Here is a 13,284-nt window from a genome sequence, read left to right as displayed (position 1 = left end):
CCGCGTGCCGAAGTGCCGCTATGCGACCATCACGCCGCGCGCGCGAAAGCTGCGGCGGCCTTCGCGCAGCACGGCCAGCAGCCGGTCGCGGCTTTCGCGCACGTGCGCCTGCACCAGCGCGACGGCGCGCTCGGCGTCGCCTTCGCGCAGGGCCGCGAGCACCGCGCGGTGTTCGGCCCAGCCGTGGCCGATGGGGTCGCTTTCCAGCCAGCGGGTGCGTGCCAACCGGTTCATGGCGTCCGCCACGCCGCGGCTGATGAATTCATTGCCGGACAGTTGCGCCAGGCGCACATGGAATTCGAGGCCGATGCGGTGGGTCTCCTCCACGCTGGCCGATTCACCGCAGTCGTCGAGCAGTGCCTCGATGTCGTCCAGGCCCGCGTGATCGGGGTGGGCCACGGTCAGCCGCATGGCGGCCACCTCCAGGACTTCGCGATAGACGAATAGCTGTTCGATCTCCGCGATATTGATCGGCGTGACCATCCAGCCGCGACCTTCGCGGCAGACCAGGCCTTCCGACTCCAGGCGCAGCAGCGCGGCGCGCACGGGTGTGCGCGACGCGCCCAGTTGCGCTTCGGCCCAGCGTTCCGTGAGGCGCTCGCCCGGGCCCAGTTGCATGTCCAGGATCATCGCGCGCAGTTGTTTTTCGACTTCCAGGGATTGGGACACGGGGACTCCTGCCGGGCGGACGGCGGCGCCAACAGATGGGCGGCGCCAACAAAATAGTGACCAGCGTTATTGACAAGCCTACGGGGGATGTTTAATGTATCCCAACTTGGTATCCCAAGCAACCACTACCCCCGCGCCCATGTCTTCCGACCACAACCCCCATTGGCATCGCAATCTTCTCGTATGCCTGTTCGGCTCCTTTTCCACCCTGGTCGGCATGACGCTGATGCTGCCTTTCCTGCCGCTTTACGTGGAGGAGTTGGGGGTCAAGGATCATGCGGCCATCGTGCAATGGTCGGGCATAGCCTATGGCGCGACCTTCCTGACGGCAGGCATCGTGGCGCCGTTGTGGGGACACCTGGGCGACCGCTATGGCCGCAAGCCGATGCTGATCCGCGCCAGCCTGGGGATGGCGATCTGCATTTCGCTGATCGGCTTCTCCACCAATGTCTGGCAGTTGCTCGCCCTGCGTCTTCTGACGGGCATCGCGGGCGGTTACTCCTCGGGCGCGACCATCCTGGTCGCGGTGCAGACGCCCAGGAATCGTTCGGCGTGGGCGCTGGGCGTGTTGTCGTCCGGCATCATGGCCGGCAACCTGATCGGACCGCTGATAGGTGGATCCCTGCCGCCGCTCATCGGTATCCGCGCCACGTTCTGGCTGTCCGGCGCCCTGATCTTCATCGCCTTTCTCGCCACCACCTTCCTGGTCAAGGAGGGGCCGCGGCCGGCGGGCGCCGCGAAGAACCGGCCCAAGGGCGGCTGGTCGCATATTCCGCGGCGCGACGTCGTGCTGACCATGCTGTTCACGGGCATGCTGCTGATGTTCGCCAACATGTCCATCGAACCCATTATCACGGTGTATGTGAACACGCTGGTGGACGATCCCGCGCGGGTGACCTTCGTGGCGGGCCTGGCGATGTCGGCGGCCGCGCTGGGCAGCATCCTGTCCGCGTCACGCCTGGGCCGGCTGGCCGACCGTATCGGGCATGCCTACGTCATCGTGTTGGCGCTGGGCGTGGCCGCCGTGCTGCTGATTCCGCAAGCTTTCGTGACGGCCGGCTGGCAACTGGTGGGCTTGCGCTTCCTGATGGGCCTGGCGCTGGGCGGCCTGCTGCCTTGCATCGCGGCGGTGGTGCGGCATAACGTGCCCGATCATTTCGTCGGCAGCATCATGGGCTATTCGGTGTCGTCGCAATATGTGGGTCAGGTCACCGGGCCCTTGCTGGGCGGCTACGTGGGCGGGCATTACGGCATGCCGGCGGTGTTCCTCGGCACCAGCGTATTGCTGCTGGCCGGCGCGCTGGGCACCTGGCGGGTGGCCGGCGCCGCCGGACGCAAGGCGGCCGCCACGGCGGACGTGAAATAGGCGCGCCGGGCGTCCCGTCAGTCGTCGGCGGGTATAGGCAGCGGGAAGAATCCGCGATAGGGCCGCGCCAGTTCCACGCAGCGGGCGTAGGAAGGCCATTGCAGCAGGCGCTGGCGATACGCCCGGATATTGGGATGACGTTCCTCCTGGATGGGATGTACCCAGTGCGCATAGAAGAGGAAGGGCGCGGCGCCGCAATCGGCCAGCGTGGGCGCGTCGCCGCAGGCCCATTGGCGACCTCGCATGTGCTGCTCCAGCCAGCCGTAGGCATCGTCCAGCATGGCGTGCGCCTCGTCCACGCCGTAGGGATCGCGCACCGAGGGATCGGGACGCAATGCGTTGAAGACGATTTTCTGAACCGGGGTGGAGATGTAGTTGTCGAAGAATCGGTCCAGGAACCGCACCTCCAGCGCGGCCCGCGCATCGGCCGGAATCAGCCGCACCGGGCCAGGGTGCGAGGTCTGCAGGTATTCGACGATGCACGTCGCTTCCATGACCTGCCGTTCTCCGTCGACCAGCATGGGAAAGCGCTTGATGGGCCAGCGCGCCGCCAGTTCGCGGTAGGCGGCCGAGTCCGGCCCCTCGATGACGTGGCCTTCGAAGGCAATGTCGTTTTCGTGGAAGGCCACCAGGGCCTTGTGGCAGTACGAGGAAAAGGGGTGGTAATACAGTTGCAAGGCCATGGGCGCCTCCGGTTCGTGGGCAGGGCGACAGCTTTATTCACCATCGTATGCCTACGACGAGCCAGGGCCGCGGTTTTCGACATTGCCTGCTCAGGCGGCTTCGTATGCCATATGGCCGGCATCGGGGATGACTGCCTCGGCGGCGGCCGCGTTGTCGACGATGAGCCGGGTCAGCAGCGGCCACAGCTGGCGGGGTAGATCATGGCCCATGCCGGCGATGAGGTGGAACTGGGCGCCGGGAATGGCGCGCGCCACCGCGCGGCCGGCCGCCGGCGGCAGCATGCGGTCCTTGGCGCCGTGGATCACGCAGGTGCGCGCCCGGATGCGTTGCGCATAGCGGCGCAGGTCGCCCGTGCCCAGCAGGGCCATCAACTGGCGCCGCGCGCCACCGCCGTCGATGCCGCGTTCGCCCAGGCGATCGATCAGCGCGTCCATTTCCGCTTCGTCGACCGGATAGGCGGCGGATCCCAGGGCCTGGAAGAGGGCCTTGACGTGCGCTTTCTGCCCATGCAGGCCGGTTTCGGGACGTGGCTTGCGCAACAGCTTCCACAGCAGGGTGGGCGCGGTCGGCGGCAGCAGGGGCTGGCAGGTGCTGGAAAAGATGATGGCCAGCGACGCGACCCGGGCGGCATGGCGGGCGGCAAGGACCTGCGCGATCATGCCGCCCATGGAACCGCCGACGACGTGCGCCTGCGCCAGCCCCAGGCCGTCGAGCAAGGCCGCGGTGTCGTCGGCCATGTCTTCCAGCGTGTAGGGGACCTTGCTTTGCAAACCCAGCTGGGAACGGGCCATCAGCCACCATAAGCGGGGCGGCGGCGTGAGGCTGCGGATGCGGCCGGACAGGCCGATATCCCGATTGTCGTAGCGGATCACGCGGAAGCCGGCGTCGACCAGGCGCTTGCAGAAGCCATCGGGCCACAACAACATTTGCGCACCCAGTCCCATGATCAGCAGCAGGGGCGGCGCATGGGGATCGCCCCAGTCTTCGTAGGCCAGCCGCACCTGCGGCGTATCGACCTGGCCGCGCCGTATCGGCGTGCCCAGGGCGTCGAAGGTTTGTGCATTCATGTCGGCATGATCCCCGCGATAGGCATGGCGAAGCGGCCGCCGCGACGCACAGCGCGCATCGCGCGCGACCGGCTGTCGAGTGTACGCGCCCGCCATGAAAAATGCTGCGATGTGTCATTGCCGCCGCGCCGGTTTGCGCGGGACGCCAGTGTCATGATGGTGTCATGCGAGGGGGCGGCATTGCACGGTTGGCGGGTTCCAGAATATAAACCGGCGGAGCCGGGCAGGCCGGTCCGCCGGTGCCGCCCCGTCGCGCTGCGTGCGGCGGGGAGCCGCCATCCTCGGTGGGATCGCTATCCTGTTTCCTAGAAGGTCTTTATGTAGCGGCTGACCTGGGCGGCCGCGCCGTCCGCCCAGGTGTCGATCAGTTTCTTCAACTGCTCCGGCTGTACCGCGCCCTGGCCTTGCGAGGCGCTGCGGACTTCGCCGCCGGTGCCGCCCCGGACGGAGGCGAACAGCAGCTTGCCGGTCTGGCTGTCCGAGACCTGCGCCTCAATCGCCAGCGTTGCCTCCTGCGGCCGGCCCCCTTCAATGGCTGCCTTGGCGCCGGTGACGACCAGCGCGATGGGGATGTACTGGTAAGGCGCCAGGGCCTCGGTCTCGGCGCCGACGGCGGTGATGGCCAGGCGGGCGTGCGCAACGCCCGGACCCGCGTGATTGACCATGCGGACCTTTCCGTCCAGCCGGCTGCGCAGCGCCTGATCCATGTATTCGCGCACCTGGTTCATGGTGGCCATCGACACATTCTCGGTGGGCTTGGGTTCCGGGTAGAAGACCACCGGGTCCAGCCACAGCGCCGTGTAGTTGGCCGGGGTGAACGTGGGATTGACGTAGGCCAGCCGCGTGCCGCCTCCCGGCGCGTCCTGCTTTTCCAGGCGTGAGTAGTCACCCAGGAAGCCGGATTCCCGCGTGGGCGGTTCCGAAGCGCAGCCCGCGACGAGAAGGACTGCCGACATGCTCAAAAGCGACTTGCGCAGAAAATGGGCTTTCATGGCTGCTCCTGATAGAGAGGACTACGAGAAACGGGATGCGGGGAAATCTTGCCGGCGTCCAGCCGTCCTGCCCGGCCGCCTTGTGCGTGCGTCATCGCGGCGGCGCCACGACCTGATACTGGATCGTGGTGCCCACATAGACCGGTTGGTACCACGTGGGGCCGCATTGCTGGTACGTCAGGCCGTTGACGATGACCGTGGTGCACTGCGGCGGCAGCGTTGCCGCCATGGACCCGATCACCGCCGCGGTGGCCGCGCCGGCGACGATGCCGGCCGCGACCGGATCGACGTACCAGCCGGGGCCGTAGCCGTAGTAGTAATAGTCGTCATGATGGTCGTCGTGATGATGATCATCGTCATGGTGGTGGTCATCGTCGTGATGATCGTCGTCGTGGTGGTAATCATCGTCATGATGATCGTCGTCATGGTGCCCATCATCGTGGTGCCCATCATCGTGGTGATCGCCGCCACCGCCGCCGCCATGCTGGTTCGGCCCGCCACCACCATGCTGGCTCGGATTGCCGCCATGCTGGTCGGGCGAGCCGCCGCCATGCTGGTTCGGATTGCCGCCGTGCTGGGCCGGCGAGCCGCTCCCATGCTGGTTGGGACTGTTGCCTTGTTCGCCGGGGCCGCCCCCTTGCCGGACCGGTCCCGAGCCATGCTGGCCTTGGCCATTATGTCCCCCGCCGCCGGCAAGCGTCGTATTGTGCGGTGCATTCATGGCCGGCGGGTGGCCGCCCGGGAAATTCTGCGGCCCCGCGCCGCCCTGCATATGCGGCTGGAGGTTATGTGCCCCTTGGTAGGCGGGTGCGCCCCCTTGGAAGCTACCCTGGAAGCCTCCCCCGTGGAAGCCGCCACCCTGGAACCCCCCGCCGTGCGGAGCGGCCATGGGCCGTAGGCCGGTGCGGGCGAATCCGCGGAAGGCCTGGGCCTGGGTGGCAAGCAGCGTCAACGCGGTCCCGCAGGCGACCGCGAGCATGGTCAGTCGGAAGCGATTTTTCATTGCGCCTCCTTATAGGGCTCCGGCGACACGCGCATCGCGCCGATTTCCCGCATGCCGGCGGCCGGGCGATAGGTGAACGTCACCGCATTCAGTCCGGGCCGCAGGTTCCACTGGTACGACACCGAGAACGTGGGCCGGGAAGGCTGGGTGAGATCGGTGATGGCCAAGCGGCAGGGCAGCGGCTGCTTGCCCCCTTGCAGCCAGAGTTCCCAATCCAATCCCGGCTCGCCGAAGACGTAGTGGCGGCACCACTTGCCGTTCACCCGTTCCAGTCCCAGCGAGGTTGCCGCCGTCAGGCGCTGCCCGTCGCTGCTCTCGGTGCCCCAGGAAAACAGGTCGGCCAGCGGCATTTCGACGCCGTATTGGTCGCGCAGCACGTGGACCAGGTCGTCGATGCTGGGTGGCGCGGGCTGGACCGTGTAATAGCCCTGGTTATTGTCGTAGAGCGTGAAGGTCTTGCCGTTGTAGACCAGGCCGCGTGGCTTGCCGCTACCCGTGATCTCCGCGCGCACGCGATCGGGGCGCCGCACCTGCATCACCGTGCGGTGCAGGAAGGTCACGTTCTGGCCATTGTCCAGGACGGCCTGGGTGGCGCTGTCGCCCGTCACGATAAATGTCTGCAAGGTGCGCAGATAGCGTCCCATCGCGTCCAGCGCGGCGACCGCCCGGGGATCGACGGTATTGACCGGCTTTGTCGCGGACGCCACCGCCGCCGGCTTGTTCGCCGGGCCAGATGGGGGCGGGGAGGGAGTGGCATCCGGCGCGGCATGGGCCGTTGCGGCGGTGCATCCTAGAAGACAAAACGCCAGCTTGAGGCCGGTGGATCTAAGCATCTTCACTGCGACTCCTCGACTGGAATTGCGCGTGGTTGAGCAAGATATCGAAACGGCGGCAGCCGGCCGCATAGCCTAAGACCGGCTTTGCAAGGCAATCCTGAATCGTGAAAAAGGATGTCGAACCAAAAAATTTATAAAGTGTTTTGCTATGGTTGTTTTTTGCTAAGTCTTGTGTGAATAATGCCACATTCTTTAGCAATAAAACGAAAGAAGAATTTTTGTCGAAGTGACGTCCGTGGGATTGCCACCACGGGTTGCGGTCTGGAATAGCTATACCTCGCATTCATACATTGTGCAGAGAGGCTAATGTGAACCGTTTTCGTTTTATCTTCGCTCGTATTCTGTCGGCGCTTTCCACGCTCGCCGGCGGGTCCATCAAGAAAAGGCGCCGGCTGTTACTTGGCCGGTATGGATATTTCCCTGGACGCCCATCCTTGTTATTTCGCACGACGGCCGCGTTAAGCGCTGCGCCGGCGCGTCGGGTTCCTCCCCGTTTTCGCTGATCGTCCGTGGTTCATCCCGCCTGCGGATGAAATCGCTGCTGTCCACGCACGTATTGCCGCGCTGACACGCGCGTGACTTATTCGCGTGACTTATTCATATGGCTTGGTATCGCGGGATACCGCTAACCGATGGTGGGTTGGTCGCTCACCCGGTGCTTTTCTTTGTTGACCTTGGGGATGGGGCATGCAGGGATCGGAGGCTTTTTTGAAAACGTGGCGGGCGATGGCCGGCAAGGCGTTGGCGGGCCTGGGCGCACTGGCGCTCGCCGCGCCGGCGTGGGCCACGGAGGGGGCGCTCGGGCGGCAGATCAGCGGCACCAGTGTCCAGGCCAATATCGGCATCGTGTCGCCGGAACCGGTGACGGTGGTCAACCTTTCCGAGATCTACCTTGACGGCAGCCTGCATGGCGGCCGCGAAGTTCCCGTGGGGCGCAACATCTCGGTGGGCCTGGAAGGCAAGCTGGCCTTCACGCTGGCTACCGTGCTCAAGACCTGGGACACCGGTACCGGAAAGTGGAATTTCGCTTCGGGCATGACCGTGCCTTATCTCTGGACCAAGGTCGACGCGGCCGTGACCGGGCCCCGAGGCAATACCGTCGATACGAAGGACAGCGCGTCCGACCTGTTCGATCTCTACTTCACGCCTATCGTCGCCGGTTATCACTTTTCCGAGACCGAGCACATCGCGTTCAGCCTGAATTTCTGGGCACCGACCGGGCGTTATAACGCCAACAACCTGGCCAATCCCAGCTTGAACAACTGGACCTTCATCCCGCAGATTGCCTATACGGGCATCTTTCCCGAATCGCATTGGCAGCTGGATGCCGTGACCAGCCTGCAGATCTACACGCCCAATCGGGACACCGGCTATCACAACGCGCCCCTATTCGGCACGGACGTGATGGCGCGGCGCATGTTCTCCAACGGCATCGGGGCCGGCATGGTGGTGGGCACCATCCTGCAACTGGGCAACGACCGGGGCGATACCGCCAACAGGCTGAATGGTTTCAAGGGCCACGACCTGGCATTGGGGCCCATCCTGACCTATGACCGCAAGCTGGCTTCCGATCGGTCGTTGTCCATGTCCCTGCGTTGGGTGCCGACGGTGGCCAGCACCAATCGCCTGAACAGCGGCAGTACCGTCATGGCCAGCGTTGCGCTGGTGTTCTGACTGTTGCAATGTCATCGCGCGGCCGCGCTGGCCGCGCCGTTTGTGGAGAGACATCATGAGCAAACGCATACGAGCGCGCGTCTGGCTGGTACTGGGTATCCTTATCGGGCTGGGGGTGACCGCGGGTGTCGCGGCCTCCCTGGATGTCCTGCCGGGCCAACGAGGCAAGCCGGACAAGGTCCTTGCCGTGCTGGGCGATGGCAAGAAGGGACCCGAGGGCATGGCCTGGATCCCGGGCGGGGAATTCGCCATGGGCAGCGATGCCCGCATGTCGCAGCCCAACGAACGGCCGGCGCACAAGGTGCGGTTGTCGGGTTTCTGGATGGACACGCATGACGTCACCAACCAGGAGTTCGCGCGTTTCGTGGCGGCCACCGGCTATGTCACCACCGCCGAGCGCAAGCCCCGCTGGGAGGACTTGCAGGTGCAACTGCCGCCGGGCACGCCGCGCCCGGACGATTCCAAGCTGGTGCCGGGTGCCATGGTCTTCGTCGGCACCGCGTCGGAGGTCTCGCTGCGCGATTTCTCGCAATGGTGGCGCTATGTGCCGGGCGCCGATTGGCGTCATCCGCAAGGGCCGCAGAGCAACATCATCGGCAAGGAGGACCACCCGGTCGTCCAGGTGTCCTATGAAGACGCGCAGGCCTATGCGAAGTGGGCGGGCAAGCGCCTGCCTACCGAGGCGGAATGGGAGTTCGCCGCGCGCGGGGGCCTGGAGCAGGCCACCTACGTCTGGGGCAACGAGTTGGCGCCCAACGGACGTCCCATGGCCAATATCTGGGACACCCGCGAAAGCCAGCCCTTTCCGGTGGTCACGGACGAGAAGATCCCGGTAGGGACGACGCCGGTGGGCACGTATGCGCCCAACAATTACGGCCTTTACGACATGGCGGGCAATGTCTGGCAATGGACCGGCGACTGGTACCGTGCCGACGCCTTCCGCATCGAGGCGCAATACCGGCAGCCGCCGCTGGATCCGGCGGGACCGGCGCAGAGCTTCGACCCGGACGATCCGGGTGTGCCGTCGGCCGCGCCCAAGCGCGTGACGCGCGGCGGCTCTTTCCTGTGCAGCGACACGTATTGCATCAGCTACCGCACCAGCGCGCGGCGCGGCACGGACCCGATGAACAGCATGTCGCACCTGGGATTCCGCACGGTCATGACGCAGGCGCAATGGCAGTTGGCGCAGGCCAACAAGCATAGCGTCGCCGTGCGTTGAGGGCCGGCCCCTCATCTTGACAAGTCGCTGGAGCTGCGGGGACGGGACCATCGCGCGGATCCCGAATCCTGCAACCTCTTCGTTTCCCAATGATTGCCCGATGCCAAAGGGGGGATGGGCATGGCAGATCGTACGGACATCCTGGCGCTTGAGCAGGCGGTCGCCCGGTCGGTGCTCGGCCAGGCGGCGGTGATACGGCTGGTGCTGGTTGCCTTGCTGGCCGACGGGCATGTCCTGTTGGAAAGCCTGCCCGGGTTGGCGAAGACCCGCACGGTAAAGGCGCTGGCCGCGCACCTGGCGGCCGACATGAGCCGCATCCAGTTCACGCCGGATCTGCTGCCTTCCGATATCACGGGCGCGGACGTGCTGCAGCAGGACGCCGACGGACGGCACCAGGTCAAGTTCCAGGCCGGTCCCTTGTTCGGCAACCTGGTGCTGGCCGATGAAATCAATCGCGCTCCGGCCAAGGTGCAATCCGCCTTGCTGGAGGCAATGGAGGAGCGGCAGATCACCGTGGGCGGCGTTACGCAGCCCATGCCGCCGCTGTTCATGGTCCTGGCCACGCAAAATCCGATCGAGCAGGAGGGCACCTACCCCTTGCCGGAAGCGCAGATGGATCGCTTCCTGATGAAGATACGCCTGGATTATCCCGGCCCGGATGACGAGGCGGCGATGCTGGCGCTGTTGCGCGCGCCGGCTGGCGGCGACGGGCAGGACGCCTCCGCGGCCCATGGCGACGAGCTGCGCATAAGCCAGGACGATCTGTTCGCCTGCCGCGCGGAAGTGGCGGCGCTGCATGTCGCGCCGGCCGTGGACCGCTATGTGGTGGACCTGGTGAACGCGACCCGGCATCCGGCGGATGCCGACCTGGCGCGCTGGATACAGATCGGCGCCAGTCCGCGCGGCGCGATCGCGCTGGACCGGGCGGCGCGCGCGCATGCGTGGCTGGCCGGGGCCGATTTCAGTTCGCCCGATGACGTGCGCGCGGTCGCCCACGCCGTGTTGCGGCATCGCTTGCACCTGTCCTATGACGCCGTGGCCGAAGGCGTGACGGCCGAGCAGGCCATCGACCGCCTGCTGGATGCCGTCGCGGTGCCCGCGTAGGAGACACACATGTCGCCGCGCGCAACACCGCCCCCATCTTCCGCCCCATGGTCCGCGAACTCGGCAAAGCCGATGAAGCCGCCCCCGGCATCGCCCGCCGCGACACGCGCCGCGCCCCATCCGGTCCATCCTTCCCTGGCGGAGCTGGTCGCCCTGGAGGCAGCGGTAACCGGCTTGTCCTTCGGCTCGCGCCAACCCTTGAACAGCGTGCTGGCAGGCGCGCACGGATCGCGCCTGCGCGGGCGCGGACTGGATTTCTCGGAGTTGCGGCGCTATGTGGCGGGAGACGATCTGCGCCAGCTTGATTTGCGCGCGTCGCTGCGCTACGGCAAGCCCTATGTGCGGTCCTATACGGAGGAGCGCGACCGACCCGCGCTCATCGTGGTCGACCAGCGCATGACCATGTATTTCGGGTCCGTGCGCGCGTTCAAGTGCGCGGTCGCGGCGCGCCTGGCGGCGTTGGCGGCGTGGATGGCCCTGCGCGCGGGCGACAGGGTGGGCGGCGTGGTCTTCGATGACGATGGGCAGAAAGTGTTCAAGCCCTTGCGCAGCCGCGATCGCGTGCAGGCCTTGCTGGCCGAAGTGGTGCGCGCCAACGGTGCGCTGGCGGCGGACCGCCCCGACCGTCCCGCGATGACGGGCCTGAATGCGGCCTTGCGCGCCGCCCTGGCGCTGGCGCCGCACGATAGCCTGGTTTGCGTGGTCAGCGACTTCGCCGGCGCCGATGCGGAAACGCTGCGTACGCTGCGCCTGTTGGCGCTGCACAACGACGTGGTCGGCATGCTGGTGTTCGACCCGATGGCCCAGGATATTCCCCGGCGCGGCCGACTGGTCGTGACGCAGGGCGAGTTGCAGCTGGACATCGCCGTGGGGCGTCATCACGAACGCCAGCCCTTGGCGGACTTTTTCAGCGGCCGCCTGCGCGAAGTCGCGGATTTGCTGCGGCGCAGCCGCGTGCCGCTGATGACGATGGACACGGTGCAGGACGAATCGGCGCAGCTGCGGCGCGAGCTGGGCCGGCAGGCGGCGGGAGGGCGCACATGAGCACCGACCTGCCGGGCCTGGACCAACTGCGCGAGCTGCCCTTGCCGGCGCCCGTGTCGTACTGGCCGCAGACATGGGGATGGGCGGTGGTCGCCGTGGTGATCTGCGCGCTCGCTGCCTATGGGCTGCTCGCGACGGTGCGCACGCGGCGGCGCAACCTCTACCGCAGGCAGGCGTTGGCCGAATTGGCTCGCATACGGAAGGAAGCCGAGCTGCGGCCGCTGGCGGCAAGGCAGCTGCCGGATTTGCTCAAGCGGACGGCATTGGCCGCGGCGGCCATCCATGCGGAGCGTGCAGGGCGGCATAAGCAGGCTGGGTGGCAGGGGCGACACCACGGGTCGCCGCCGCCGGACGTTCCGGCTGTCGGCGTCGCCGCCCTGTCGGGTCAGGCATGGATGGCGTATCTCGCCCAGGACATGGGACCGGGGACCATGCTGGAGCGCGGGCGAGGCACTGCCGGCCGGGACGCGGACCGCGGGCCGCCAGTCGCGGCTCCATTGTCCGTCGACAGCGTTCGCCTGCTGCCGATACTCGCCTATGCCCCCGATGCGACGGTGCGCGATATCGATCCGGCGGCCCTGGGGCGGCTGTTCGACGACAGCCTGCGGTGGATGGAGCGTCATCATGTGGCGGCTTGAGTATCCGTGGCTGCTGCTTGCCGCGCCCCTGGCGTGGGCGGCCTATCGCTGGCTGCCGGCCTACCTGCACGGGCGCAGTGCCTTGCGCGCGCCATTCTTCGACACCATGGCCCGGTTGACGGGCAAGTCCCCCACGCGGCCGGGCGTGCGGGCCGCAGGCGCCCAGCTGTGGCTGAACCTGGCCGTCTGGCTGCTGGCGCTGCTGGCGCTGGCGCGGCCGCAATGGGTGGAACCGCCACTGGTACACGTCGAACCCGTGCGCGACATCCTGCTGGCCCTGGACATATCGCAGTCCATGGACACCCGCGATTTTCGAGCCCCCGATGGACGCGAGGCCACGCGGTGGGAAGCGGTGCGCTCGGTGGTGCGGGACTTCATCGAGAAGCGTGCCGACGACCGGCTGGGCCTGGTCGTCTTCGGCGCGGGCGCGTACCCGCAGGCGCCCTTGACGCTGGACCATGCCGCCCTGCGCCTGCTGCTGGACCAGACGGCCGTCGGCATGGCGGGGCCCAATACCGCCATCGGCGACGCGATCGGGCTGGGCATACGCATGCTCGATGCGGCCCGGGAGCAGGACAAGGTCATGATGCTGCTGACCGACGGCAACGACACCAGCAGCGCCGTGCCGCCGGCGCGCGCCGCGGCGCTGGCGAAGCAGCACGGCATCGTGGTCCACACCATAGGGATAGGCGATCCCGCGGCGACGGGCGAAGACCGCGTCGATTTCGGTGCCCTGCGCGATATCGCGCGAACGACTGGCGGGCAATTCTTCCGTGCCCAGGACCAGGCCGCGTTGCAATCGGTCTACGCCACGCTGGACCGCATCACGCCGCGCGAGGTCAGGACCTTGCGGCATCAGCCCAAGCGCGAGTTCTTCTGGGTGCCGGTGGCGCTGGCGTTGTGCCTGCTGGCAGCCTGGCATGTGCTGGCGGCGCTGGCGGGCTGGGCGGCAGCGCGCGCCGAGGGCGGGGCGCATGGCGATGGCGGC

12 protein-coding genes and 1 pseudogene are annotated in these 13,284 nt (G+C 67.0%); 7 read left to right on the top strand and 6 right to left on the bottom strand.

Features of this window, described 5'->3' with window-relative positions; genetic code table 11:
* Positions 1-18 precede the first annotated feature (18 nt).
* Positions 19-669, bottom strand: a complete 651-nt coding sequence (locus C7R54_RS01150; RefSeq protein WP_129148358.1) for a GntR family transcriptional regulator — start codon at positions 667-669, stop codon at positions 19-21.
* A gap of 139 nt (positions 670-808) precedes the next feature.
* On the opposite strand from C7R54_RS01150, the gene C7R54_RS01145 reads away from it, so the two are divergent.
* Positions 809-2,035 carry a multidrug efflux MFS transporter gene (locus C7R54_RS01145; protein WP_129148357.1) on the top strand — a complete coding sequence of 409 codons (1,227 nt, stop codon included), beginning with the start codon at positions 809-811 and terminating at the stop codon, positions 2,033-2,035.
* Positions 2,036-2,052: 17 nt separating this feature from the next.
* Here the strand turns inward: C7R54_RS01145 and C7R54_RS01140 are convergent, their stop codons facing one another.
* The 5 genes from C7R54_RS01140 to C7R54_RS01120 form a co-directional block, all read right to left on the bottom strand.
* On the bottom strand, positions 2,053-2,718 hold the full coding sequence (locus C7R54_RS01140; RefSeq protein WP_129148356.1) for a glutathione S-transferase family protein: 666 nt from the start codon (positions 2,716-2,718) through the stop codon (positions 2,053-2,055).
* 90 nt (positions 2,719-2,808) lie between these two features.
* A complete protein-coding gene (locus C7R54_RS01135) occupies positions 2,809-3,786 on the bottom strand; it encodes an alpha/beta fold hydrolase (protein WP_129148355.1) in 978 nt (325 codons plus the stop codon).
* A gap of 305 nt (positions 3,787-4,091) precedes the next feature.
* On the bottom strand, positions 4,092-4,778 hold the full coding sequence (locus C7R54_RS01130; protein ID WP_129148354.1) for a DUF3313 domain-containing protein: 687 nt from the start codon (positions 4,776-4,778) through the stop codon (positions 4,092-4,094).
* 91 nt (positions 4,779-4,869) lie between these two features.
* Positions 4,870-5,781, bottom strand: a complete 912-nt coding sequence (locus tag C7R54_RS01125; RefSeq protein ID WP_129148353.1) for a hypothetical protein — start codon at positions 5,779-5,781, stop codon at positions 4,870-4,872.
* On the bottom strand, positions 5,778-6,614 hold the full coding sequence (locus C7R54_RS01120; protein ID WP_158021120.1) for a DUF2092 domain-containing protein: 837 nt from the start codon (positions 6,612-6,614) through the stop codon (positions 5,778-5,780). Before C7R54_RS01120 ends, C7R54_RS01125 begins: the two co-directional genes overlap by 4 nt.
* Positions 6,615-7,343: 729 nt before the next feature.
* Between C7R54_RS01120 and C7R54_RS01115 the strand changes: the two genes are divergently transcribed.
* The 6 genes and pseudogenes from C7R54_RS01115 to C7R54_RS01090 all read left to right on the top strand — a co-directional run.
* Positions 7,344-8,291: a SphA family protein gene (locus C7R54_RS01115; protein WP_129149388.1), complete on the top strand. Its 948-nt coding sequence runs from the start codon at positions 7,344-7,346 to the stop codon at positions 8,289-8,291.
* A 55-nt stretch (positions 8,292-8,346) separates the two neighbouring features.
* Positions 8,347-9,510 carry a formylglycine-generating enzyme family protein gene (locus tag C7R54_RS01110; protein WP_129148351.1) on the top strand — a complete coding sequence of 388 codons (1,164 nt, stop codon included), beginning with the start codon at positions 8,347-8,349 and terminating at the stop codon, positions 9,508-9,510.
* A gap of 120 nt (positions 9,511-9,630) precedes the next feature.
* Positions 9,631-10,614 (top strand): AAA family ATPase, encoded by a 984-nt coding sequence (locus C7R54_RS01105; protein ID WP_129148350.1) that lies wholly within the window; start codon positions 9,631-9,633, stop codon positions 10,612-10,614.
* A 72-nt stretch (positions 10,615-10,686) separates the two neighbouring features.
* Positions 10,687-11,658: a DUF58 domain-containing protein gene (locus C7R54_RS01100; RefSeq protein ID WP_129148349.1), complete on the top strand. Its 972-nt coding sequence runs from the start codon at positions 10,687-10,689 to the stop codon at positions 11,656-11,658.
* Complete coding sequence (locus C7R54_RS01095; protein ID WP_129148348.1) at positions 11,655-12,296, top strand: DUF4381 domain-containing protein; 642 nt, start codon at positions 11,655-11,657, stop codon at positions 12,294-12,296. Before C7R54_RS01100 ends, C7R54_RS01095 begins: the two co-directional genes overlap by 4 nt.
* A pseudogene (locus C7R54_RS01090) lies at positions 12,283-13,260 on the top strand (vWA domain-containing protein); the annotation flags it as partial. The gene C7R54_RS01095 and the pseudogene C7R54_RS01090, both read left to right, overlap by 14 nt.
* Positions 13,261-13,284 lie beyond the last annotated feature (24 nt).

The organism is Achromobacter aloeverae, assembly GCF_004121055.1.
Lineage (GTDB): Bacteria > Pseudomonadota > Gammaproteobacteria > Burkholderiales > Burkholderiaceae_B > Bordetella_C > Bordetella_C aloeverae.
This window is presented reverse-complemented; position numbering and strand designations above follow the sequence as displayed.